Source organism: Thermoproteota archaeon (genome assembly GCA_003352285.1).
In the GTDB taxonomy this organism is placed as follows: Archaea; Thermoproteota; Nitrososphaeria; order Nitrososphaerales; family Nitrosopumilaceae; genus PXYB01.
Genome location: QQVN01000003.1, coordinates 39,998 through 62,980 on the forward strand (window position 1 = coordinate 39,998; position 22,983 = coordinate 62,980).

The following is a 22,983-nucleotide window of genomic DNA, read 5'->3' on the forward strand; positions in this document are numbered from 1 at the left end:
TAATAGATATGCTTGTTTTACTATGCTTTGAGCTGTTCAACTATGCCTTTGAACTCTGATAATCTGTGAGATAACTCCTCAACACCAGCAAGTACTATTTGTTCAGGTGCCAAGGCGCCAGTAGACTCTACTGTTAGGATTCTCTCATTTTCCTTGTTTGTCTCAGTTAAAACTGATACATTTGAAGAGTTCCACTTTGCATGTTCAATTCCTCTTCCAAGTCTAGCATAAGCCTCAACCTTTATCTTTTGACCAGGAGCCAACTCTACGATTGGGATCTTATCTGAGATTGGTTTTACAAAATTATCTTCAGATGACATTTCGCCAGAGAGTACCGTTCTAGTCTCAGTAGAATCTCCTGAATCTAAAACCAACATTACCCTATTGGTAGAATCATTTAGGTCAAGCTCTGCCAAGTTTTTAAATTCGTTCAAGTCAGTTTTTAATGGAATTAGTCCTAGTCTGTGAGCAAGACCCTCATCAGCAAGAACTGAGGTGTTTTCAACAATGTCAACTGTATCTATGGCAAAAACTGGAACTCCATTTAGGCAAATACGTCTTAATGCATTTGCATATTGAAGAGGAACATCTGTAAGCTTGATTGATATCTTTTCTTTATCTTTACTAATAACTTCTAAAGAAGGCAAATCTTACTCAAAAACTTCAAAGTCCAAATAAAAATCTAGCTAGTTTTATGTATAGATAAATACCGACTATGCATATTCAGATACACGATGGTAGACGTAACTGTTGTAAGGTACTCATTTGAGGGCGAAAAGTTTGAAATTCTGGTAAAGCCGGATCCTGCACTAGATTTTAAGCTTGGAAAAAAGAAGGATATCTCATCGGTATTAGTATCTGATGAAATTTACACTGATTCTGGAAAAGGTACAAAACCATCCACTGAAAAATTGCTCAAAGCTTTCAAAACTGAAGATACTGCCATAATAGCAGAAAAAATCCTCACAAAAGGAGAACTAAATCTTACCACTGATCAGCGCAGAAAGATGATTGAAGAAAAACGCAAACAAATTGTTGAGCATATTGCAAAAACATACGTTGATCCTCGCTCGCATCTTCCTCATCCTCCACTTAGAATTGAACAAGCAATGAAGGATGCCAGAATCTCTATAGATCCTCAAAAAAATTCTGATGAGCAGATCAAAGATATTGTAGAAAAATTACGTAGTGTCATTCCATTAAAATCTGAAAATTTGAAATTAGAAATTATTGTCCCTGCCCAATATGCAGCTCAATCATATTCTGTCTTAAAGTCAGTTGGTAGTTTGAAAAAAGAAGATTGGCTTGCAAATGGTTCACTCAAAGCAATACTTGAAATACCGGCGGCAGCAAGGCCCAACGTGATAGATAGATTAGGCTCAATTACAAAGGGTACTGCTACAGTAGAGGTTCAATTATAATGGAAAATACAAAGCGAAAATATGTTATTCCTGGCGATGTAATCACTTCAGGACCATATCGACCAGATCAAAATGTCACACTAGAGGGAAAAAATATTGTAGCAACAACAATAGGAATTTCTGAAATCTATGATGACACTGTTAGAGTCATACCACTTACCGGAATGTATCTTCCAAAGATCAATGATCTGGTAATTGGCAAAGTAATTTCTCATACATCATTATCATGGGAGCTTGATATCAACTCCTGTTATGTGGGATTTTTGCCAGCCCAGGATGTTTTTGGCAGAGACTTTTCTGCACATGCAGATGAATTAACTTCTAGACTTGACAAGGGTGATCTTGTTGCTGCTAGAATTGCAAATTTTGATAGAACACGTGATCCATTAATTACAATTGCAGACAGAGAACTTGGAAAAATTGAATCAGGAGAACTGATTGCAATCTCTGCAAGCAAAGTCCCAAGATTAATTGGAAAAAGAGGTACCATGATTCAAACAATAGAGATGGCTACTGGTGCTACTATTACAATTGGACAAAATGGTTGGGTTGTAGTAACCTGTGATGATCCCAATGGGTTATTAAAGGCCAAAAAAGCAATTCGAATGGTGGACGAACAAGCACATATTGCAAATCTCACTGATAAAGTGAAATCAATGCTAGAATCAAAAGGTGAATAATTATGGGTGGAAGAGATACTGAAGTAGTACTATTAGATGAAAATGGCATTCGTTGTGATGGAAGAAAGATTAACGAGCCAAGAAGAATTATGATAAAGGCCGGTGTTTTAAAAAATGCCAATGGTTCTGCCTACATTGAATTTGGAGACAACAAAATTTTGGCTGGCGTTTATGGACCAAGAGATGTACATCCAAAACACATGTCAAATACTGATACAGGAATTTTAAGATGCAGATATCACATGCAGCCATTCTCTGTCACTGAGAGAAAAAACCCTGCACCTTCTAGAAGAGAAATTGAAATTTCCAAAGTCATCAAAGAGGCACTAGAGCCTGCAGTAATGTTGGATAAATTCCCAAGAACTGCAGTTGATGTATTCATTGAAGTATTACAAGCTGATGGAGGTTCACGCTGTGCAGCATTAGATGCAGCATCTGTTGCATTAGCAGATGCAGGAATTCCAATGCGAGATATGGTTTCAGCGTGTGCAGCTGGAAAGGTTGCTGATACTATAGTTTTAGATGTAAATAATGAAGAGGATCAAGCAGGTCAAGCAGATATGCCAGTAGGCTATATGCCAAATCTAGAAAAAATTACTCTTTTACAACTTGATGGTGTATTAACTCCAGAAGAATACAAAAAATGTGTTCAAACTGGAATCGATGGTTGCAAACTAGTTTACGAAATTCAGAAAAAAGCTTTAACTGACAAATATTTTGCTGGGGGAAATGAATAATGGGACATACTTCTATCATTGATGATCTAAAAAAGAAATCTATTTTGGAATTACTTGAACAAGGAAAAAGAATTGATGGACGTTCACTTGAAGAAGTTCGACCACTAGATATCGAAATAGGAGCGATTCCAAAAGCAAACGGTTCTGCAAGAGTAAGATTAGGTGATACCGAAGTTATTTCTGGTGTAAAGATTCAACCCGATAGACCTTTTCCTGATATGGGAGACAAAGGAATTTTCATTTGTACTGCTGAAGTTTTACCAGTGGCACACCCATCTGTTGAAACAGGTCCACCAAATGAAGATGTAATTGAACTTGCAAGAGTTGTAGATAGAGGAATTAGAGAAAGCCACATGATTGATTTGTCTCAACTAGTTATTGAGAAAGATAAATCCGTAGTTGGCGTATTTGCCGATAACAGTGTAATCGATTATGCCGGCAATCTCTTTGATGCATGCTCTTATGCAACAACTGCTGCATTATTATCTAGTAAGACCCCAAAATGGGAGATGCAAAATGATTCCCCAAAACTTGTAGAAGGGGCTGAATCTGATGTACCGATAACTACTATTCCAGTTTCAGTTACTATGGCTAAAATTGGTGATTATATCGTAGTTGACCCAAACGCTGATGAATGGGATTGCATGGATGCTAGAATCACAATTACTACTGATTCTGATGGAAATATCTGTGCACTCCAAAAGGGAGGTCATGATGGATTTAGGCATGAGGAGCTCATAAAATGTGGAGAATTATCTGTCTCAATCGGTAAAAAAATAAGGGAAACTCTTAAACAAGCAAAACAAGGCAGTCAATAAAATGGCCAAAAAGAAATCAATGAAAGGGTTAGGTGCTCGATATGGAATCAAGCCAAGAAAACAATACACCCAAGTTCACTTGATGCTTAAAGAAAAAAGAACATGTCCTGACTGTGGTTCAAAAAAGCTTGGCAGAGAAGCCGTTGGAATCTGGAAATGCCAGAAATGTGGTTTTAAAATTGCTGGAACAGCATACGATGTCAAACTTTAATGCAAAAATTACTGTTAATGCCAAAGAAAAAACAAAAGCAATCTTTGATGCAATAGATATCGATAACAAGTTTTATCCTGAAAATCCTACAAAAACAGAAATGAAGTTAAATAAAGAAATTTCAATTCTTATAGAATCAGACCACCTTCCACATTTGCGTGCAAATCTTAACTCCACACTTAGATTGATTCAGGCAAGCTACAACACTATTGAATCGGTAAAGATATAAGAAAACATGGAATGTAGATGTTAAGATGTCTTCAGGTCAACAAATGCCTCCATGGTTACAAGAACAATTAATGAAGATGCAACAATCTCAACAAAATTTGCAATCAATCATGGCACAAAAACAACAATTAGACATGGAAATTGCTGAAACAGACAAGGCCCTAGAAGAATTAAAAAAAGTAAGTGATGATGACACTGTTTACAAACATGCAGGCTCAATTCTTATAAAATCAGTCAAAAAGGATTTGATTGCAGAGCTAGAAGAGAAAAAAGAGCTTGCAAACACTAGGACTACTGTACTAGCTAAACAAAGAACTAGAATTGAAGAAAGTCTAAAAGAACAGGAAGCAAAGATTACTGAAATGATGAAGGGCGGTCAATCCGGTACAAAGCCTCAACCTTCAAGTAAACCTCAAGACTCCAAATAAGATATTAACAAATTAACCAAAACCAATTTTGTGAATCTATCCAATTTACGCATTGTAGTTGATGAGCGAGAACGCAAAAGTGGTATTCCTGATCTGTTAAAACAAGTGGGAATCAACACTGAAATCAAAACCTTACCCATTGGTGATTATATCGTTGCACCAGAAACAGTTGTAGAGAGAAAAAGCCTTCATGATTTACTATCATCTGTCTTTGATGGTAGATTATTTGATCAATGCAGCCGACTAAAAGAGCATTTCCAGTTTCCAGTGATTCTCATGGAGGGAAATCTTGATGAGATTGATGAAATAACTGATAATCCACTGATATTTTATGGTGCAGTATCTAGTGTCGCACTAGATTTTAAAATTCCAATTATCCCTACTCCTAGTGCAACTCATACGGTGAAATTACTTATCTCAATGTGTTCTCGAAAAGATGCAACAAAGGGACCATTTCTTAAAAAAATAAAAAAATCAAATGATACCCAGAGACAACAACTTTCTGCTTTGTGCAGCTTACCTGGTGTTGGAGAGAAACTTGCAATAAGAATGCTTGAAAAATTTGGAACTCCGCTTAGAGTCTTTAATGCAACAACAGCAGATCTCTCAAAGGTTGAAGGATTGGGTGATTCAAGAGCAAAGAAGATTAAAAAAATGTTAGAAACTCAAAGTAATCATATCAAATCTTCAAATCAAAAAACCTTACACGACTCTTAACATAGTATTAAATAATTATCAAATTTTTTTACCATGTGCTAGTTTCACCAGAATGGCTAAAAGATCACATTGATGATTCTGAACTAATTATTCTTGATACCCGACCAAAAGTCTCTTTCACGTATGGTCATATACCCAACTCACAGTCACTGACAATCGAGCAGGTAATCAGATTTGATCAAAATGGTTCACACCTTGTTGCAGATGAAAAAAACATTGTAGAAATTTTTAGCTCATTAGGAATTGATGAATCAAAAACAGTTGTACTGTGTGGAGAATACATGGATCCTTCTGTTGCAAGAATAGCTTGGACATTTCTATACTTTGGTCATGAAAAAACCAAAATTTTGGATCATGGAATTAACACTCTTACACAATTTGGTATTGAGCTTACAAGAAAGTTATACAATGTAACTCCTTCAAAATTTTCTTCAAAGGTAAACCATCATTTACAAATTGATGCCGATAACATCTTGAAAAATTTGGAAAAGATTGTATTGTTGGATGCTAGATCCACTCAAGAATTCATGGGTGGACATTTACCAAATGCCATATTGATTCCATTTACTGATGGGATAGGAACAAACGGTAAGATGTTCTCTGATAAAGCAACTCTCGAAAAACTATTCCAAGAAAGACAAATTCCAAATGATAATGAAATCGTTTGTTATTGCATGCATGGACATAGGGCATCGAGCCTATTTTATCAATTAAGAATTGCCGGTTATGATAAAGTCAAAGTATATGATGGCTCATTCGTTGACTGGAATGGAAGGCGACTTGCCCTTGATTAGCTTTCTCTTCAATGGATTACCACACTGTGGACACTCTACTCCCTTCTGAAAACTCTTTTCACATCCTGAACAATAATGAATCCATTTTCCCACATCTTTTATTCCCGAAGTCATAATTGGGGAAACCTTCACACCAAGATTTTCAGAAACATTTGAAATTGCATAATCATCTGTGATTAACTCTCCTTTCAATTCATAACATAATGCTAGAACAGAGATGTCTTGTTTAGATAACTGCTGAAGATCTCCTGTCTCTTTTGCTTTTTTTAGAATAAAGTCTAATGTATTTTTTTCAGGATCTCTAATCTGTAATCTACCTGTCTCTAACAGAGTTCCTAAAGCATCTTGATTTTGTTTTATGTGTTTAATTTCATCATACACCAATGTAGTGGTATGACATGCATCTAGCGTGCCAAATGGAATGCCGGCGTAAAACGCGCTGGCGTCTACAATTTTAAAATCCAAGTTTACTCATTTGCCTTAATCCACGCTTTTTTAGTCTAACAAAGACTGCGTGTTTATTATACTTTTTAATGGTTATTGGTTCACCAAAACCTGCAGATTTTACAACTTGTGCATCCATTACAACATTGCAATCATGAGAACAAATGATCTCTACCTTTTCATCTGGAACTACAATTGATTCTAGTCTGTACACTGGGGCAACAGGTGTGATGATTAGTACATCAAGGCTTTCATGTAGAATTGGTCCTCCAAGTGAAAACGAATGTCCAGTTGAACCACTGGGTGTTGCAATTATTACTCCATCCATCTTCTGTTTTACGGTGTCGTTTTGGAATTTTATCTCAAATTCTGCAGTCTTGGTCAAGTTTGTTCTATTGATGTAAATCTCATTTAGAGCCGGTGGAAATTCCTTTCCAGCACAGGAAGCAACTACTCTGGTTCTTTTTTCTAGAATTATCTTTCCTGCAAGCATCTGGTTTATTGCAGTGTCTAATTCATCAATCGTAATCTCTGATAGAATGCCCCTATTCCCACCTACATTAATGGTCAAAACAGGAACTTCGTTTCGTAGTTGTCTAAAGGCCCTCAACGTAGTTCCGTCTCCGCCTAATGTTACAACAAGGTCAAGTTTCTCTTTTTTTAACTCCTCTATGGTGTCCACTTGTTTTGTGCCTTCTAGTTTTACTGGCGCAATAGTAAACACTGTTGATTTTTTTGAAAGGAATTTTTTTGATACCCTGGTTGCAGCATCTTCAGACTCCTTTGAGCCGAATTTACTAACAACTGCAACTTTGTTTAATTTCAACCAAGTGTGTATCATTTGCATTTACTTAAAAATGATAGTTTTGGGATTGTAAATTGGGAAAAACAATTAATTAAGCAGATTTTCAATTAAACTTGATATGAGTTACGCACATCCTGAAGTTTTAGTTGATACAGAATGGGTATCAAATAATCCTCCAAATGAAAAAAGACGTTTAGTAGAAGTTGATTATGATCCTGAAAATGGATATAGAAAAGGTCACATTAAAGGTGCAAGTTTAATTTGGTGGAAGAGAGACATCAATGATCCTCTTACTAGAGATATTATCGATAAGAAAAAATTTGAAGAATTAATGTCAAAAAATGGAATCACTCCAGACTCTGAAGTCATTCTTTATGGTGATTTTAATAATTGGTTTGCAGCTTTTGTGTTTTGGGTATTCAAGTATTATGGACATGAGAATATCAAAATTATGAATGGCGGACGCAAAAAATGGGAATTAGAAAATAAACAATACACCACTGAAGAACCACAAATTACTAACACAAAATACACTGCTAGTCCCCCTGATGAAGGCTTGCGTGCATACCTATATGATGTTCGACGTGCACTAGACAGACACGACACTGTAATGGTTGATGTTCGTTCTCCAAAAGAGTTTACAGGTGAGATTACTGCTCCTCCAGAATATCCAATGGAGCATGCACAGCGTGGTGGACATATTCCTAGAGCAAATAACATACCATGGGCAACTGCAGTTAATGATGCAGATGGGACATTCAAATCTGTAGCAGAGCTAAAACAAAACTATGAACCAAAAGGTGTTACTTCAGATAAAGACGTAATTTGTTATTGTAGAATTGGTGAGCGTTCCTCACATTCTTGGTTTGTCTTAAAGTATCTGCTAGGTTATCCTAGAGTTAGAAACTATGATGGTTCATGGACTGAATGGGGTAACATGATTGGAAACCCAGTCGAAAAATAATTCTGGGCTGGACTTACCTATTTTAAAAAAAGGTAGTTTCTATTACATTAAAGAAAGCGAACTTGATCTGGTCTTAGAGGACAGAACAAAAAGAGGCCTTACCATCAAAGAGCACTCTATTGATGAAAAACTAAACGTAGAAGCTGACAAAGGAATGATCCATGATATGGATGGAATAGGCCATTGGGTTGTTATCCGATGGTTTTTCCCAAAGAACTCATTTGATCTATCTGCTGTTTTGGTTCATGCAGAAACAATGGAAAAAAAATACACAGAATTACGCGAATTAACATGTCCGGATGACGGGGACTAGATAAGGTTTTTAAACAATTCGTAGTTAGAGAAATCAAATGTCATTATTGCTTAAGGATCGCGTTTACACAATGGAGTCACCCACTGCAAAACGTGGTGTATATCCTTTACATGGTTACAAATTAGGTTTGTATAGATTACCAATTAAACTCGAAGATCCTGCCGAAATAAAGTCTGTTCATGATGGCATGAAAAAGACCTTTGAGATGGATACCTATGCTGACAGAATCTATGCTACATACAAATGGAAAGAACAAAACATGGAGGATCCAGATGCAGCAGGATACGAAGAAGTCGAGCTAAGTGTTACAGTCGAAGTTGTGACAGGAGAAGTCGTAGATATTATTTATCAAATATTCCCAATTGAAAAATTCGGAGACCCACAATGGGTTAAAGATTACAGAAAGAAGGCAGATCATTTTGCAAAGATGATGATTGACACTATTCTTAGAAATACAATTCTTGCTGACAAAATGATTGAATCAATGTCAAAGTCTGAAAAAATTTCACTTGCAGCTGCGATGGAAAAACTAGAAGAGATGACTCCTCTTGCAAAAATCGTTCCAAACGGAAAACCAAAACCAAAGGTTGCTGCACCAGAAGGACAACCACAAGCTGCATCTGCAGAAGAGGAAGTAGTTGAAATTCCAGATGGTGCAAAACCAGGACCAATTGATGTTGAATACAAATCACACATGCCAGCTTCAGCACCATTCAAGGTAGAAGCAACAGGTCATACGATCAAAACTTGGGGAAGAAAAGGAACTGACAATGGCATCATGGGTGTTTGGGGAGAATTTGTCTCAGTTGATTATGATATTTGCATTGCAGATGGAGCATGCATTGATGCATGTCCTGTTCAAGTCTATGAATGGTTTGATTTTCCTGGAAATCCCGCATCTGAGAAAAAACCATTAATGTCAAAAGAACCTGATTGTATCTTTTGTCTTGCATGTGAAGGTGTTTGCCCTCCAAAAGCAATCAAGATCTTTGAAAACAAAGGCTAATCTTCAATTTCTCACATACTCTTTCTTGCAAATATAAATACGGATGTGGGCATTGCCCATTTAGGGATGGGCGCTAATCCTTTCACTCAGTTAGTTTTTGATCTCTTCATCATTGCCGCCATTCTAATTACTGCTTACACAGCCAATTTCTATTATCTTGCATTTCTCTCATCAAAGCGAAAAGATGCGCTTGGTGTAATGGTATCTGATGAGCCCACAATTACAGTTCAACTTCCAATCTATAATGAAAAGTATGTTGCCGCTCGTTTAGTTAATGCAGTATGTGCAATGGATTATCCAAAAGAAAAAATGCGAATTATGGTCCTTGATGATTCTGATGACGATACCGTTGAACTCTTAGGAAATTTAGTTGAAGAGCGAAAAAAAGAAGGATTTCAAATAGAACACGTCAGACGAGGAACTAGGAGTGGCTACAAAGCAGGTGCTCTAAAACACGCGATGAAATCTACTGATACTGAACTAGTAGCAATATTTGATGCCGATTTTATTCCTCCAAGATGGTTCCTCAAAAAAGCAATACCTCACTTTGTAACTTCAAACATAGGATTAATTCAATGCCGTTGGGGACATGTAAATGAAAATTATTCTGCCATCACTCAAGCTCAAGCACTTAGTTTGGACTTTCACTTTTTAATAGAACAAAAGGCAAAGAGTAACTCTCATCTTTTTATGAATTTTAATGGAACGGCTGGAATCTGGAGAAGAGAATGTATTGAGGATGCTGGTGGGTGGCATACTGCCACACTTGTTGAAGATCTTGACTTGAGCTATAGAGCTCAAATGAAAGGATGGAAATGCCTCTTCTTACCTGATATTGTCGTTGATGCAGAGCTTCCAGTCCAGATGAATGCTGCAAAGAGGCAACAGTTTAGATGGGCAAAAGGTTCAATTCAATGTGCAATAAAATTACTTGGAGAAATTGCATTAAAAAGAAAGATTGCAATTGAAGCAAAAATCCAAGCCTTTATTCAATTAACTCGCCATATTGTTTTTCCACTAATGCTTGTACAGTTTCTATCCTTGCCTGTATTGCTTGCAGCAAACATGAATCTGTATGTTGTCAGCTTTCTTCCTGCATTAACAATTGCAGCATACTTTGCAATGGGTCCTGGCGCATATCTTATTGTAATTCAGAAACTCTATCATGAATCTTGGAAATCAAAAGCAAAGGTTCTACCTTCTTTACTTCTTTACAGCGCCGGAATGTCTGTGAATAATACAGTTGCGGTATTTGATGCAGTATTGGGTAAGAAGAACGAATTCTTACGAACTCCAAAATATGGTATCATAAAAAACACTGATGATTGGCGTGATAAAGCATACAATCTACCATTTACCAAAACCACTCTGCTTGAAATCTTCTTTGGCATATACGGCCTATTAGGAATCTTAATCTCGGTTTTTTCTAATAATCCTGTTTTTGCTCCAATAATAGGAATCCAAACATTGGGATTCTTCTATATTGCTTATCTGAGCCTCTCTCACTCAAGATTTAAAAGAATTAAATCAAGTTCCAATCGTGTAGTAACAAAGGCAGAGAAGATGGCAAATTACGGATACAAACTTGCAATGATAGGAATTGTTGGAATAATCGTGTTTGGTGCCTTTATGGCTTTTGATGGATACGGAAAGGACGTATATCCATTGGATCTTTCAAGAGGTTATCTTAGTGAGATAAGCCGAGCTACTGAACCCCAAGCAGTCATGGTAAATGTACTTGAAATAAAAGATCAACTTCCAAAAGAAGGAAACCCCGTCTGGATATTTGCAACTGCAGAAACTGACTTTGGACGAATGCAATCCTCCTTGGACAGCATGTTTGCAACTGCAGAAAAAATTTCTTCATCTCCTAGAGATAGTTCTGCATATCACACTGGTATGACAAACATCAAACACAGTGCAATTGAATTACGTGAAAATATCATGAATGCAACTCCTTACATGTACGTTAGTGTTCAAAATATTATCTTTAGTACAATGTGGATTGCAGCAATTTTAGGAATATTTGCCGTATTGAAAAGAAAGAACCAACAACTCAAGGCATACGATCTTGCTAATGATGTCTAGGTAATTCCAAGCTCTTTTCTTAACTCGTCTACTCCTCTAATTCCAAAAATATCTCTGACCTGCTGCAGTCTGATTGATTCTTTTAGAAGGTCTCTACCCAGATTGTTTGATAGTATGTTAAAAACATCTGAAAATCTAATCTCCCATCTGTCTGCACAATCAAGAATCTTGCTAACTGCCCACTGTCTTACCTCATGAGGAACTGGCATCTTTTCTTGTGATTCAATGGAAATCTTATCAAACAAATTCACTATCTCTGCAGTTTGAGATGCCATACTCTCAAGGTCTTTAATCTCTCCATATTTTGATTCAGAAGTCATCCTAATTGTTGATTGGTACTCTGATAGTTTTAGCAAAGCCATCATCTCTTTTGATGAATCACTAGATGCCTTGTTTGTTACATTCTTAATTCCTTGTAATTCCTGGAAGACCTTGTCAGTCTTTCTGTGAAACTCAGAACTGGCATCTTCTGATCTCTTGACCAAATCTGACAATGTAGATATCTTCTGCTCTATCGTGTTGGTTTTGTTATACACATTATCCTTGAAATCAGAGAAATCACTCTGAACAGATTTTAGATTTTCACCCATAAATGCAGTTGCCTCAGATCTCTTTACCAGGGAGTTGATTTCGCCCTCTAAATTCTGAATTTTGCCGCTGAGATTTAGGAGTGATTCTGCCTTGGATGATATTGCCTGAAATTGATTTTTTAGGCCATCAATTACCGTTCCCAAAGAATCTATCTTCTCTGCGCGGGTAGCTATTGACTCAATCTGTTTTTGTATGCTTGTGATCTCAGATTTAATCTGTGATGTAGAATCCATTTTTTCTGACATTTTTTGCAATTCTGATTTTAGATTTGAAATGTCAGTGCTCTGAATCTTACTTGTTTGCTCTGTAATTGTCTTTAATGTCTCTTTTAGTTTATTTAATTCTGAATTTATTGAAGATGCATTCTCTGTCTTTGCTGAAACTTTTCTTAAATCATCTCGAACTTCGTCCACTCTTTGCGCAATTTTGATTATCATTTGAGAATTATTCTTAATCGAATCCATGCTCTCTGAAACCTGTTGAGATAGTTTAGCAGACTCTGGAGATGATTTCTGAACATCTTCAATTTTTTTAAGCTCTTCTTGTAATCTGTTTGTCTGATCATTAATTTTTGAAATTATGTTGGAGTGATTTCTTACCTCACTTAATCCAGAAAATAACTTTTGAGTATCTTCTTCTAAAATGTTAATTTGCTTTGATTGTTTTTGCATATGTTCAATAGCTGTTGTTAATGTATCGATCATTCCTTTCATTGAGATAAGCACCTTTTGATTATCGGCAAAAATCTTTGTCATTGATTTAATTTCTTTTGATAATGTCTTTGTTGTATCTGATACGGTTGCAACTTTTTTTAATAGTGCAGCTTGTGTGGGTTCCTTTTTTGTAGTCTTTTTTGTTGCTTTCGTTGTCTTTCCAGCCACTCACTTCAGAGATTAAAGAATAGATAAAAAAGTTAGGATAAAAAGAAAAGAGATGAGAGCTAATTGTTTACTACTTCTGGTTCGTGCAACAACTCGTGAAATGTCTTTTCAGCTAGACCGTTCATGCTCTCTACAAAGTTTTTTGGGCAGTATTCACATCTTATCATAAATTACGGTAATGTACCGTACTATTAATAAGATGGTGATTGTGTTCTTACCAAAGAGTAGTCAGATACCCCAGGTGTCTTTCATCATGATTCAGATCACCTAATCATCATTCTACAGATGTTTTTTACAATGCAAGAATAAAGACGTTAAACATTTAGCTCTTCATAAGATAGTTCGCTCTTCTGTTAGTCTTTTTAAAGTCAATAAAATACATCACATCATTGAGAGATTATTTTTTACAAACTGGTGCCGATGAAATTCAGGATTCTATCAGTCAAAGCTTTTCAAATATTATTGATCAAATTACTCCGGACCTAAGTCACACGAACTTTGTTACTGACTTGGCTATTATCATGATAATAGGTGCAGTAGTTACTTTAGCATTCTTCAAAATTAGGCAACCACTAATCATTGGTTATCTCTTTGCAGGAATGCTTATTGGGCCACTTTCTCCATTGTGGGCTTGGCTACTTCCTGAAGTAGAACCTTCTAGTCATTTGGAGGGAATCGGCATACTTGCAGATATTTCCGCGTTGAATCTTTTTGCTGAGATTGGCGTAATCTTGTTACTATTTGTTATAGGGATAGAATTTCCATATGCAAAGATCAAATCTATTGGTAAAGTGGCAGTAGGGGTCGGAACCATTGGATTGTTTTCAACACTAGGAGTGGTATTTTTAACTGCAAATTCATTTGGTATGAATTTTATGGATTCTTTGTTTTTGGGTGCTGCGCTATCGATTAGCAGTACTGCAGTAATTGTAAAGATTCTGACTGACATGGGCAAAATTAAGAGAGAATCATCAATTCTGGTTTTGGGTATATTGATTATCGAAGACGTCGTGGCCGTAATTTTGATTTCTACATTACAATCTATTGCACTAGTCGGAAGTGTTTCAATAGAAGGAATCGTGGTTGTGGTCTTAGTAGCAACTGGATTGATAGTCGGCACATTTACAATTGGTACAAGAATTATTCCTCAACTTATTGACAGAGTAGCAGCTGCAGAACATCGAGAAATTCTACTTTTGAGTGTATTGGGACTCTGCTTTGGATACTCGTTACTTGCAAATGTTGTCGGTCTGTCTGTTGCAATAGGGGCCTTTTTAGCAGGGGTTTTGGTAGCAGAGTCAAAGTCTGCTGAAGTCTCAAAGATAATATCCAGTCCAATTAAAGACATGTTTGTAGCAATTTTCTTCATTTCTGTAGGTGCATTAATGGATGTTAGTCAAGTCGGAGATTACATTATTTTGGCTCTGGTTCTAATTTTGGTAGCAACTTTTATGAAATTTGGAGGAAATTTACTAGGGAATTTCATTTTCAGACAGAAAAGAAGAAAATCACTACGAACTGCTTTCACACTTGCTGCACCAAGAGGAGAATTCTCAATTGTAATTGTCAAAACTGGGGTTGACATAGGTGCAGTTAGCAGCTTTGTGTTTCCTCTAATTGGTTTAATTTCAATTATTACGGCGTTCATTTCGCCATTTTTAATAAAGGCCAGTGACAAGATAGTTCCAAAACTCAAGGAAGATTAGAAATGACACAAGATGAAATGAAAAAATTACTCGAGCAAGTACATGAAGGAATTACCACATTTGATTACAATGGCACAAAAATACCATGCATAATACTTTCAGAAAAAAGATTTGATGAAATCATGCAAAAAGTTGCTGGAAAACCAATATCTGTTGATACTAATTTGAATATTTTACAAGATGGATTAGGACATGTCTTTGTTGAGGTCTTACTTACATTTTCAGATGGCGGAATCAACGAAAAGATACTGCTTAATGCAAATACTTCTTTGGAGTTTTTTGAATTACTGGCAAAGACATCAATGCTTGCCATATCTTCACCACATTCTGAGATTGGTAAAGACAATGTCTTTATGATTCAGTTGCCAAGGCCTGAAAAAGCCACAAACGCATTAGAGATAATAAAACGCGGTATAGAATCATCTAATTCAAATTAGATGCAGTTGCCGGGATTCGAACCCGGGTCACGAACTTGGCAAGCTCGAATATTAACCAAACTGTACTACAACTGCTCAATCGATGTTTTCGAGTTTCTCTATTAAAGGGTACTGATTATTGCGATTATTTTTATTCTAAATGAGTAAAGTATTGTGTGGATAAAATCTTAGAAAATAAGATGAATGAAAAAATTAATGAAGTTTTTTCAAATTCATCTGAAATATCATCCATTGTAAATTTGCTTGATAAATTATCGTCTAATCGTGATTCATTTGCATATGGAATTTTCATAGGAAGATTGTACAATTCATTTTATTATCAGTGTAGGAGAATTTTAAAACGTAATCCTACAGAAGAGGAATTTTCCGAATTCATTGAGATGTTAAAATCAAGAGAGAAAGAATTTCTGAAATTGGTTTTTCCCTGATGTGATTATTTTAATGGAATGACTTTGATTGTTGGAGTGCCTGGTAATTTTACACATGCACTCTTGAGTGCCTTTTTTGTGTGTTCCAAATGCTCTTTTTTGACATGTGCTTCATAGATTACTTGACCTTGTTTGACTCTAGCTGCCAAACTAACTGCTTTACCAAATGCTCTTCTCATTCCTTCTTGAAGTCTATCTGCACCTGCTGTTGCAATCATCTTATTTTCTCGTAGTAATACGTGTGGGTATACTCTTAATCTTGAATAATATCCTGTTTCACCTGTTACTTGTTCTATGGTCTTGTTTGCTGCAAGCCTTGTTGATTCTATTGCCATATGTCTGATCTGTATCTTTTCATTTACTAGTAACTGGACACAAAAATCATAATCTCCCATCTTGCCAGTTTGAAATTTTGCAATTTTTATCTGAGGTTTACCCTTGATGTACTTTTTTCTAGCGTAGGGTTGTCCATTACTTTTTCTGTAGTTTGCACCGTGCATATTCTCACTTATGACCAAGTGAGTTAGATGCCCATATTTTAACGGTTAGCCACGATTATTCGTAAATTTTGATTCTCATGGGATTCATATATTGTAATGCTAATTTCAAACATTATGGATAATGACTCGGAGCCAAATGTAGAGGGTATGTTAATTGACGATCAAACTTTCATTTCTGACTCTACAATGCAACATGATTTAGAGCTAAAAGGGTATGGAGATTTAACTGAGAAAAAATTTTTTCTCAAACCCTTTGAGGCACTTTATCTGTTGTATTCTAATAAACTAAAACTTCACAAAGGAAGTAAACTTGTAGACTTTGATACCTTGATGCAAATTTGTATAAAATTTGATGAGGACATTCTTACTAAATTTCTAATTTATCGAGATTTGAAGACTCGAGGCTATACTGTAAAAGATGGATTTGGATTTGGTTTTGATTTTCGAGTTTATGATAGGGGACATTTTGGCGCAAAGGGAGCAAAGTATTTGGTATTTGGTTTAAACGAAGGGAGGCAAGAAAAGATTGGTAAACTTCAACAAAAAGTAGAAGAGATTACGCAAATGGGAAAAGAGCCTATCATTGCGGTAGTGGAAAAAAGAGGTGAAGTAATCTACTATAAAATTTCTAAAATAAACTTCCTTGAAAACAAAGAACGAGTTAGTATGAATTTTTCCTAATCTCTCTCAATTACCCAATCTGATGAAAATTTTAATAAATTATTTTTTTCTGCGTAACTAAAATCATAGACTTCAACATATTTTGTTTTGTTTTCCCACAAATTTTCAAAATCTTTAATCTTTGTGTCTACTCGGCTTTTATCATTCCAGGAAGTAAATACATCCACTGATTCAAAATTTCTATTGTCAAGACTAAATGATCTGTTTGATGTTCCACTAAATGCCACTACGTCGTCCTTATCGTCAATAAATAATCCAATTCTTTCGCTAAATGAGCCAACTACGTCATCCGAATTTGGTATGGCAATTTTTACTGCTACCTGATGATTCTTTACCATTTCTCTTACTTGACGAAATTTAGGATCTTCTGTTTGAAGATTCAAACCAGATGCTGGTTCAGAAAAAATTTTTTTAATTATGGCAAGGTCTGAAACATTAAACCTATGTCCAGAAACAATTCTTAATTTTGCTTTATTCTTTGCAAAATTATCAAAACCCATTGATAATGTGGTGAGTCCCTTTAGTGATACATACTCTATACATCTATCATATTCTATGCAATTACTTAGGCATGGAATGAAAAATTCCTTAATGATGTCATCCCTATCTGATCTGTATTCTTCCTTTAATGGAATGTCTCTTAATCCCAATACTCCAACTAAGATGTGGTTTCTTTTAATAAACAATTACAAAATTAATTCTGAAGATAAAATAACTAATGCTCCCGCCGGGATTTGAACCCGGGATCACTGCCTTGAGAGGGCAGTATGCTTAGCCGGACTACACCACAGGAGCTTGTTAAAAAATCATCTTAAATCGCAATTTAAAGCAATGTTTTGACTTTGCATTTGTTTGTAAAAATTAGTCTGTTTGATACTTTATAGAAAATAATTTTCTATCTTTTTTATGGATGAAAAAAAATTGTTAGAAATGATCACCCACAATAATTTTCCCGTAGGGATTGGTGGTTGTAAATATCATGATTTTTCATATGATTGCTGTGAATACAATGTTACTATCTTTGATGATTTAAATCAAGATTCTAGTGTCATTCAATTGGATGATGATCTTATTAAAATTCAACATGGCACACTTTTAGAATCTAATTCCAATATTTTAGTTCAATTTGATTCAATGAAGATTATCCTTGATGAAAAATGGGAATTAAAGATGCTTTTAAGCAAAATTCATGAGAACAAAAATAAATTTTTTGATGACTATGCTAAATCATGCCTAATTGAATCACTTTTTTGTACGTCTAAAGCAAAAGAAGGAATAAAAAACAATGATGGTTTTGCCTCCTGTTGGATAAAGTCATCTGCATATTATTTAGCTGATGCAATTTCTTTACTTAATATGACTAGACCCTGCCCTACACATCTTCTTAGTTTGTCTAGAAGTTTTAAAAAAAATAAAATTAACAGTCATCTTTTGACAGTTACACAATGTATTGGTGTAGAAAGGGCTACTCCTTCGCTTTTATTGAGAATGTTAAAATCAACTATTGGTTTTTCTGAAATGATTGGAAAAACAAATGATTCTGAAATTATAAAATCCAAATATGAGTTTCTTTTGAAAAACTCTCTTTTATCTGATTGTTACTTTTACTTTGGATATCTTAACAGGAATAATTTTGTCTCAATAAAAAACACCCTTCACAGACACCCCGAATACATTCATGTTTTAAAAACTGCCTTTGATATAGAAAATGACAAAACCATCATAAGCCAACAAATTGATTCACTTCAGAATGCATCAAAGGAAATCTTATCAGGGTTGAATCAATAGTCTGTACGTATCTATATTCTAAACCTTTAAAATCATGTATGAGATCTTGAACTCATGACAGATCAAGCATGTGGCTGCGAAGCAGACAGCGGCGATCCTGATTATGCATGTGATTGTGCTATGCAAGGACATTGTATTTGTAGTGAAGATTGCAAATGCGGTACTGACGTCTGCAAAGAAGCAACTAAACAATTTTAGAAGTTTAGATTTTCAATCTTTTCTTTTATTTTTCAATTTTTTTACTAATCGTCATCTTGCTCAAATCCCCATGATTTAACAAGATCTTTTTGAAACTGATCTGCTTGTTTTTCATTGAGGGAGAATCCACAATTCTTATGTGTTGGAACTACGATCATTCCGTCTAGTTTGAATTCCACTTCATACAAGTGGACTTTTGAACAATCACACATTTACAAAATATTCGAATATGCCTCTATATTTGCTTATTTGAATAACCTTTAACTAGGTAAATTCGCAATTCTGATTGCTTGAATAGTAAATTTGCTGTAATATTATTGGTTGCCGTATTATTTACTGGAAGTATTCCATTACCTACAGCATTTGCACAATTTCAACAGGGCGGCGTAAACAAGGAAGGAAGTTGGTATGTTGGTGAAGGTCTAAAAAAAGGTGATTATTTTTCGTATAGTTTTTGCCATGTAGATTATGAGGAATGCAGTCCATTACGAATTGATTTTTGGATTAAAGGTGATAGAACAGTTGGTTCTGAAGAAAAATGGCTTGCAGAAGCTGTAGTATATGATGGTGCATTTGTATTGAAAGGAGATATGGAGATGGGCAAAGTTGCACCTGAGCCAAGTGGCGGTTCTGAAAATCTAACTCCATATCGTGCCGCATTCAAATCTTCCATAGCTTGGTTATCTGCATATGCAACTGCCGATATTGGAATATCTGGAAAGGGACCTAGAGAATTCAAGGCAGTTTCTTGGGGAAAGATAGCAAACATTGGTGGTGAACAAATTCTTCCAACTAGCATTGAAACAATCAAAGTAAAAGGTGGTACATTTGAAACCGTTAAATTAACTTGGAAAACAGGTGGTGCAGTAAACAAAGTTTGGATTGTAGATGAATTTCCTTTTCCTGTAAAGGCATCAACATTTACACATGTAGCTGAGGGCATTCCTCCATCTGAATATGTCTTTGAGTTATTATCTTACAAGGAGAACATTACGTCAGATCCTTTCGCAAATGTAAAAGAGGTTTTACCAAAGAAAGCAAAAGAAGGTTGCTCTAAAAACTATGAATTAACTTCAATCAAAAAACCTTCAAAAGATTTCAAATATTTAGTTGAGATAAAATATGGACCAAAAAACCCTGCAACCGGATGTAGCATAGAATGGTTTATCAGTTTTAAAAATAAGTTCAACCAAGAGGAATTCTTAAACCAAGTTCAATATGATATTCTAGTAGTAGATGATAATCTTAAACCCAAACGTTCCATCGCACAAGAGGAAGGAAAGAACTTTTTGTATTCTGCATCTGGTCAGGTCAGAACTTTTACTATAGTCGATGAATCCCCTGGAACAGCTCGCTATGTTATTTGGATATATGGTACAAGCCCAGACTACATAGTTCCCCCATTAGATGAGCTTGATTATCTTCCTATAGATATCACGATTTCTGGTGAACAAACTATCTTGACTCCAAAGACTACAGTACAGATTCCAGATTGGATTAAGAACAATGCAAAATGGTGGGCAGATGGTCAAATAGACGATAACTCATTTGTGCAAGGAATACAATTTCTAATTAAAGAAGGAATAATGAAGATTCCGTCCACTACCCAAGGAACTGGTTCAGGTTCTAATGAAATTCCATCCTGGATTAGAAATAATGCTGGATGGTGGGCAGATGGGGCTATTACCGATAATGATTTTGTGCAAGGAATTCAATTCTTGATACAAAATGGAATCATGCGTATTTCCTAAACATGTACTAATCAAGACTTAAACACGGAATCAATTTAGAATGAAATCAAATGGGTCTGTTTAACTATCCTAAAAGAAAATTACGAAAACTTGCTAAAAATGGTGATTACAAAGAGGCAATTGAATTTGGAAAAAGCATCGAGAAAAAATTTGCCCAAGACACTGACTTCTTATTTATTATGGGTAGTATTTTCTACATATTAGAAGATGCAAAAACTTCTTTGTCATACTTTGAGCGTGTACTCTCAATAAATCCAAACGACATTGAAACATTACTCTTAAAATCAAATATTCAGATATTCTTACAAAACAAAGAACTGGCAACTCAATGCTTGAACAAAATACTAGAATTAGATCCAGAACACCAAGAGGCAAAACTACTTTTAGAAAAAATATCTCACAATCAATGATCTAATTTATAGACATTTACAAAAAGCCAATCACAAAATTCAGTAACACTTTCCGTAAACTCACACCAAATGTGAAGTGAATGCGGTAAGATATCAATTCTACCTTTCTCAAAAAATACCTTTACTCCCTCTTTTCCTTCATACATGTATGCATCCTCTGTTTTTGAATCCTTGAACAACTCTTTGGCTTTTTCTTTTATTATCTCACGACTAATGGGAAAGTTTGTTTTGGTTTGATCAATGATTATACTTAGATCTTGTTTGCCATACATCTCAAAGTTTTCGATTTTCCCTTCCTGTGGAAAGTTCACGATTAATTTGATGTTGTTTTTCTTGCCTACTGCAAAGCCAATCTCCGTAATCTTTGTGTATGCTATTGCAGGATTTTTCTTTAGCAAAAATCTAATTTGCGGTAAATTTGATTTTAATTGTACCTGTAATTCTTTTACGATTGATGAAAAACTCATGACTGAAATTTTACAACGACTAGTTAATAATTGAATTTATTGGGATTGGTTTTTTTAGATGTAATCCAAGTAAATTCATGGCATTACCTATGGATTATGATTCATTACGTTCAGATGAGAGTTCCGAGCGCGCAAACAGTCTTGAAGATTATAAAATTACATGTATGCAGTTTATCAAGGATATTTCAAAAGATTATCTTGCTTGGGTTGATTACTACAAATTGCCAGATGAAGAGGACAAAAAACGAAGAGCTGGAATATTTTCTACTATTGAGAGAACCAATGAATGGATAGCAAAAATTGCACAATCTATCAAAAGTGTTGATGTTGTAATGAATGATGGCGTTCAAAAGATGGCTGAATCCACTGCAGGAAAACCATTCCCTATTGGTGTGTTTGTAAATAAAACATCTAGCTATACGTTATCCAAACCTGGAATAATTGATGTCAATGTAAAAGCAACTGGACGTGAAGGAAGAAAGACAAAACTTGGGTTTCATTTTAAAGATGATAGATTTAGGATTGAATCTTCTTGTAAGGCATTCATTGACGAAATCAATCTCCCACAGGATGAATTTGATGTTATGGATTTACATCTAAAATTACATGCAGAAGAATGCAAACAACGTGATGTAATTTCATTTACTGTTACTGTCTCTGAAATGAATAACAATCAAGAATCAGACAGACGTGGCGTTAGTACAATAATTCACATAGTTTAAGATTTAGGATTTAACCTAAATCAACAACTAAATTAGTTACGTTTGGAACTTGTCTCTCTATTGTCAGTGGAGCTCCTGTTGGAACTAAAACTTCAATTCTGAGATTATCAAGTGCTGATGGTCTTTCATCTGATTTGAAGACAATTGCAATATTTGCATGCTCTCCCTGATCTATGATTACATTATCATTTCTGTTAACGGCATAGTAAAGAAATGCTGCTGTTGAATTTGCGTTTCCACTACCTGCTGTATCTCTTGCCGTATTGGCATTGATGAAACCACCAGTATTCATTGCTGCATCCATTGCTAGAGTGATGTTTACATAAGACCCAGTTCCTAAAGCACCAACAAAGATATCATCATATGATACTGAATTACTTAGATATTTTACCGCTGTAAGAGTTGGATTCATGTTTACAGAATCTCCGCCTGATGCTACCTTTATTGGAACGTTTGTTACATTTACAAATCCTCCTGTTACGTCACCAATTCCTGTAACTTTACCTGCAATCTCAATTGAACTGCTTGCTTCACTTAAACTTGAAATGATTGCAGTCTTTGCTCTTTGAGTAGTTGAGAAACCCATGTTGAGAACTACAAAGGCCAAAGCTGCTGCTACAATTACAAATGCAATCATAACTATTGCAGACTCTACACCAATAACTCCTCTATGTTGGCCTCTCTTAATTAAATTCAATAACTATCCAAATAGAATCTAGCACTATAATCTGCGTGTGTTTGATAACGCCAAACAACATTTGAGTTATCA

General features: G+C 35.4%; 29 protein-coding genes and 2 tRNA genes. 21 read left to right on the forward strand and 10 right to left on the reverse strand.

All coding sequences use genetic code 11. The features are described from left to right. Positions 1-20: 20 nt before the first annotated feature. Positions 21-647 (reverse strand): DNA-directed RNA polymerase subunit D, encoded by a 627-nt coding sequence (locus tag DWQ18_01785; protein ID RDJ33686.1) that lies wholly within the window; start codon positions 645-647, stop codon positions 21-23. 87 nt (positions 648-734) lie between these two features. Here DWQ18_01785 and DWQ18_01790 point away from each other — a divergent pair, with 87 nt between their 5' ends. From DWQ18_01790 to DWQ18_01830, 9 genes are read left to right on the forward strand one after another with little or no spacing between them, the layout of a single operon-like run. Then, positions 735-1,421: a ribosome assembly factor SBDS gene (locus tag DWQ18_01790; protein RDJ33687.1), complete on the forward strand. Its 687-nt coding sequence runs from the start codon at positions 735-737 to the stop codon at positions 1,419-1,421. Further along, complete coding sequence (locus tag DWQ18_01795) at positions 1,421-2,101, forward strand: RNA-binding protein (GenBank protein ID RDJ33688.1); 681 nt, start codon at positions 1,421-1,423, stop codon at positions 2,099-2,101. Before DWQ18_01790 ends, DWQ18_01795 begins: the two co-directional genes overlap by 1 nt. Before the next feature lie 2 nt (positions 2,102-2,103). Then, on the forward strand, positions 2,104-2,838 hold the full coding sequence (locus tag DWQ18_01800; GenBank protein ID RDJ33689.1) for an exosome complex exonuclease Rrp41: 735 nt from the start codon (positions 2,104-2,106) through the stop codon (positions 2,836-2,838). Next, on the forward strand, positions 2,838-3,656 hold the full coding sequence (locus DWQ18_01805; protein ID RDJ33690.1) for an exosome complex protein Rrp42: 819 nt from the start codon (positions 2,838-2,840) through the stop codon (positions 3,654-3,656). The genes DWQ18_01800 and DWQ18_01805 overlap by 1 nt, the downstream gene beginning before the upstream one ends. A 1-nt stretch (position 3,657) precedes the next feature. Further along, on the forward strand, positions 3,658-3,867 hold the full coding sequence (locus DWQ18_01810) for a 50S ribosomal protein L37 (GenBank protein RDJ33691.1): 210 nt from the start codon (positions 3,658-3,660) through the stop codon (positions 3,865-3,867). Further along, the gene (locus DWQ18_01815) at positions 3,854-4,096 is read left to right on the forward strand and encodes a hypothetical protein (GenBank protein RDJ33692.1); all 243 of its coding nucleotides are present in this window, start codon (positions 3,854-3,856) and stop codon (positions 4,094-4,096) included. The genes DWQ18_01810 and DWQ18_01815 overlap by 14 nt, the downstream gene beginning before the upstream one ends. A gap of 25 nt (positions 4,097-4,121) precedes the next feature. Continuing rightward, entirely contained in the window at positions 4,122-4,523 is a 402-nt protein-coding gene (locus DWQ18_01820) for a prefoldin subunit beta (protein RDJ33693.1), read from the forward strand. A 3-nt stretch (positions 4,524-4,526) separates the two neighbouring features. Then, positions 4,527-5,240, forward strand: coding sequence for a heavy metal resistance protein CzcA (locus DWQ18_01825; protein ID RDJ33694.1), 714 nt, complete (start codon positions 4,527-4,529; stop codon positions 5,238-5,240). Between the two features lie 35 nt (positions 5,241-5,275). Beyond that, positions 5,276-6,034 (forward strand): sulfurtransferase, encoded by a 759-nt coding sequence (locus DWQ18_01830; protein ID RDJ33695.1) that lies wholly within the window; start codon positions 5,276-5,278, stop codon positions 6,032-6,034. Here DWQ18_01830 and DWQ18_01835 read toward each other — a convergent pair. Together DWQ18_01835 and DWQ18_01840 are read right to left on the reverse strand one after the other, a co-directional pair. After that, a complete protein-coding gene (locus DWQ18_01835; GenBank protein ID RDJ33696.1) occupies positions 5,993-6,499 on the reverse strand; it encodes a nucleotide-binding protein in 507 nt (168 codons plus the stop codon). The two genes, DWQ18_01830 and DWQ18_01835, sit on opposite strands and share 42 nt — an antisense overlap. Continuing rightward, a complete protein-coding gene (locus DWQ18_01840; protein RDJ34304.1) occupies positions 6,489-7,304 on the reverse strand; it encodes an NAD(+)/NADH kinase in 816 nt (271 codons plus the stop codon). Before DWQ18_01840 ends, DWQ18_01835 begins: the two co-directional genes overlap by 11 nt. Before the next feature lie 97 nt (positions 7,305-7,401). On the opposite strand from DWQ18_01840, the gene DWQ18_01845 reads away from it, so the two are divergent. The 4 genes from DWQ18_01845 (at position 7,402) to DWQ18_01860 (ending at position 11,654) form a co-directional block, all read left to right on the forward strand. Then, the gene (locus DWQ18_01845; protein ID RDJ33697.1) at positions 7,402-8,247 is read left to right on the forward strand and encodes a sulfurtransferase; all 846 of its coding nucleotides are present in this window, start codon (positions 7,402-7,404) and stop codon (positions 8,245-8,247) included. A 7-nt stretch (positions 8,248-8,254) separates the two neighbouring features. Beyond that, positions 8,255-8,560, forward strand: coding sequence for a hypothetical protein (locus DWQ18_01850; GenBank protein RDJ34305.1), 306 nt, complete (start codon positions 8,255-8,257; stop codon positions 8,558-8,560). A gap of 37 nt (positions 8,561-8,597) precedes the next feature. Next, positions 8,598-9,566 (forward strand): 4Fe-4S dicluster domain-containing protein, encoded by a 969-nt coding sequence (locus DWQ18_01855; GenBank protein ID RDJ33698.1) that lies wholly within the window; start codon positions 8,598-8,600, stop codon positions 9,564-9,566. Between the two features lie 66 nt (positions 9,567-9,632). Beyond that, a complete protein-coding gene (locus DWQ18_01860) occupies positions 9,633-11,654 on the forward strand; it encodes a glycosyltransferase (GenBank protein RDJ33699.1) in 2,022 nt (673 codons plus the stop codon). On the opposite strand, the gene DWQ18_01865 is transcribed toward DWQ18_01860, so the two are convergent. After that, positions 11,651-13,126 carry a chemotaxis protein gene (locus DWQ18_01865; GenBank protein RDJ33700.1) on the reverse strand — a complete coding sequence of 492 codons (1,476 nt, stop codon included), beginning with the start codon at positions 13,124-13,126 and terminating at the stop codon, positions 11,651-11,653. The two genes, DWQ18_01860 and DWQ18_01865, sit on opposite strands and share 4 nt — an antisense overlap. A gap of 389 nt (positions 13,127-13,515) precedes the next feature. Between DWQ18_01865 and DWQ18_01870 the strand changes: the two genes are divergently transcribed. Then, complete coding sequence (locus DWQ18_01870; GenBank protein RDJ33701.1) at positions 13,516-14,832, forward strand: cation:proton antiporter; 1,317 nt, start codon at positions 13,516-13,518, stop codon at positions 14,830-14,832. A 2-nt stretch (positions 14,833-14,834) separates the two neighbouring features. Further along, positions 14,835-15,269 carry a hypothetical protein gene (locus tag DWQ18_01875; GenBank protein RDJ33702.1) on the forward strand — a complete coding sequence of 145 codons (435 nt, stop codon included), beginning with the start codon at positions 14,835-14,837 and terminating at the stop codon, positions 15,267-15,269. A 1-nt stretch (position 15,270) separates the two neighbouring features. Here the strand turns inward: DWQ18_01875 and DWQ18_01880 are convergent. Next, positions 15,271-15,344, reverse strand: a tRNA-Gly gene (locus DWQ18_01880). An 80-nt stretch (positions 15,345-15,424) separates the two neighbouring features. On the opposite strand from DWQ18_01880, the gene DWQ18_01885 reads away from it, so the two are divergent. Next, entirely contained in the window at positions 15,425-15,697 is a 273-nt protein-coding gene (locus DWQ18_01885) for a hypothetical protein (protein RDJ33703.1), read from the forward strand. Between the two features lie 5 nt (positions 15,698-15,702). Here the strand turns inward: DWQ18_01885 and DWQ18_01890 are convergent, their stop codons facing one another. Further along, the gene (locus tag DWQ18_01890; protein ID RDJ33704.1) at positions 15,703-16,197 is read right to left on the reverse strand and encodes a 50S ribosomal protein L16; all 495 of its coding nucleotides are present in this window, start codon (positions 16,195-16,197) and stop codon (positions 15,703-15,705) included. 114 nt (positions 16,198-16,311) lie between these two features. Here DWQ18_01890 and endA point away from each other — a divergent pair, with 114 nt between their 5' ends. Beyond that, positions 16,312-16,878: a tRNA-intron lyase gene (gene endA / locus DWQ18_01895; GenBank protein RDJ34306.1), complete on the forward strand. Its 567-nt coding sequence runs from the start codon at positions 16,312-16,314 to the stop codon at positions 16,876-16,878. Here endA and DWQ18_01900 read toward each other — a convergent pair. Continuing rightward, entirely contained in the window at positions 16,875-17,528 is a 654-nt protein-coding gene (locus DWQ18_01900; protein ID RDJ34307.1) for a DNA repair helicase, read from the reverse strand. The two genes, endA and DWQ18_01900, sit on opposite strands and share 4 nt — an antisense overlap. Before the next feature lie 69 nt (positions 17,529-17,597). Continuing rightward, positions 17,598-17,673, reverse strand: a tRNA-Glu gene (locus DWQ18_01905). Positions 17,674-17,784: 111 nt separating this feature from the next. On the opposite strand from DWQ18_01905, the gene DWQ18_01910 reads away from it, so the two are divergent. The 3 genes from DWQ18_01910 to DWQ18_01920 all read left to right on the forward strand — a co-directional run bounded on the left by DWQ18_01910 (position 17,785) and on the right by DWQ18_01920 (position 21,025). Further along, positions 17,785-18,666: a hypothetical protein gene (locus tag DWQ18_01910; protein ID RDJ33705.1), complete on the forward strand. Its 882-nt coding sequence runs from the start codon at positions 17,785-17,787 to the stop codon at positions 18,664-18,666. Between the two features lie 515 nt (positions 18,667-19,181). Continuing rightward, complete coding sequence (locus DWQ18_01915) at positions 19,182-20,615, forward strand: peptidase (GenBank protein ID RDJ34308.1); 1,434 nt, start codon at positions 19,182-19,184, stop codon at positions 20,613-20,615. 50 nt (positions 20,616-20,665) lie between these two features. Then, positions 20,666-21,025, forward strand: a complete 360-nt coding sequence (locus DWQ18_01920; protein RDJ33706.1) for a hypothetical protein — start codon at positions 20,666-20,668, stop codon at positions 21,023-21,025. Here the strand turns inward: DWQ18_01920 and DWQ18_01925 are convergent. After that, positions 21,019-21,492, reverse strand: coding sequence for a hypothetical protein (locus tag DWQ18_01925; GenBank protein RDJ33707.1), 474 nt, complete (start codon positions 21,490-21,492; stop codon positions 21,019-21,021). The two genes, DWQ18_01920 and DWQ18_01925, sit on opposite strands and share 7 nt — an antisense overlap. A gap of 77 nt (positions 21,493-21,569) precedes the next feature. On the opposite strand from DWQ18_01925, the gene DWQ18_01930 reads away from it, so the two are divergent. After that, the gene (locus tag DWQ18_01930) at positions 21,570-22,214 is read left to right on the forward strand and encodes a hypothetical protein (protein ID RDJ33708.1); all 645 of its coding nucleotides are present in this window, start codon (positions 21,570-21,572) and stop codon (positions 22,212-22,214) included. Between the two features lie 10 nt (positions 22,215-22,224). Here DWQ18_01930 and DWQ18_01935 read toward each other — a convergent pair whose 3' ends face one another. Further along, positions 22,225-22,851: a flagellin gene (locus DWQ18_01935; protein RDJ34309.1), complete on the reverse strand. Its 627-nt coding sequence runs from the start codon at positions 22,849-22,851 to the stop codon at positions 22,225-22,227. Positions 22,852-22,983 lie beyond the last annotated feature (132 nt).

Coding starts and splice junctions, on each gene's coding strand:
- DWQ18_01910 (RDJ33705.1), top strand. CDS start 17,785: ATGGATGAAAAAAAATTGTTAGAAATGATCACCCACAATAATTTTCCC.
- DWQ18_01925 (RDJ33707.1), bottom strand. CDS start 21,492: ATGAGTTTTTCATCAATCGTAAAAGAATTACAGGTACAATTAAAATCA.
- DWQ18_01820 (RDJ33693.1), top strand. CDS start 4,122: ATGTCTTCAGGTCAACAAATGCCTCCATGGTTACAAGAACAATTAATG.
- DWQ18_01845 (RDJ33697.1), top strand. CDS start 7,402: ATGAGTTACGCACATCCTGAAGTTTTAGTTGATACAGAATGGGTATCA.
- DWQ18_01890 (RDJ33704.1), bottom strand. CDS start 16,197: ATGCACGGTGCAAACTACAGAAAAAGTAATGGACAACCCTACGCTAGA.
- DWQ18_01935 (RDJ34309.1), bottom strand. CDS start 22,851: ATGATTGCATTTGTAATTGTAGCAGCAGCTTTGGCCTTTGTAGTTCTC.
- DWQ18_01810 (RDJ33691.1), top strand. CDS start 3,658: ATGGCCAAAAAGAAATCAATGAAAGGGTTAGGTGCTCGATATGGAATC.
- DWQ18_01800 (RDJ33689.1), top strand. CDS start 2,104: ATGGGTGGAAGAGATACTGAAGTAGTACTATTAGATGAAAATGGCATT.
- DWQ18_01875 (RDJ33702.1), top strand. CDS start 14,835: ATGACACAAGATGAAATGAAAAAATTACTCGAGCAAGTACATGAAGGA.
- DWQ18_01855 (RDJ33698.1), top strand. CDS start 8,598: ATGTCATTATTGCTTAAGGATCGCGTTTACACAATGGAGTCACCCACT.
- DWQ18_01920 (RDJ33706.1), top strand. CDS start 20,666: ATGGGTCTGTTTAACTATCCTAAAAGAAAATTACGAAAACTTGCTAAA.
- endA (RDJ34306.1), top strand. CDS start 16,312: ATGGATAATGACTCGGAGCCAAATGTAGAGGGTATGTTAATTGACGAT.
- DWQ18_01805 (RDJ33690.1), top strand. CDS start 2,838: ATGGGACATACTTCTATCATTGATGATCTAAAAAAGAAATCTATTTTG.
- DWQ18_01795 (RDJ33688.1), top strand. CDS start 1,421: ATGGAAAATACAAAGCGAAAATATGTTATTCCTGGCGATGTAATCACT.
- DWQ18_01930 (RDJ33708.1), top strand. CDS start 21,570: ATGGCATTACCTATGGATTATGATTCATTACGTTCAGATGAGAGTTCC.
- DWQ18_01790 (RDJ33687.1), top strand. CDS start 735: ATGGTAGACGTAACTGTTGTAAGGTACTCATTTGAGGGCGAAAAGTTT.
- DWQ18_01860 (RDJ33699.1), top strand. CDS start 9,633: ATGGGCGCTAATCCTTTCACTCAGTTAGTTTTTGATCTCTTCATCATT.
- DWQ18_01815 (RDJ33692.1), top strand. CDS start 3,854: ATGTCAAACTTTAATGCAAAAATTACTGTTAATGCCAAAGAAAAAACA.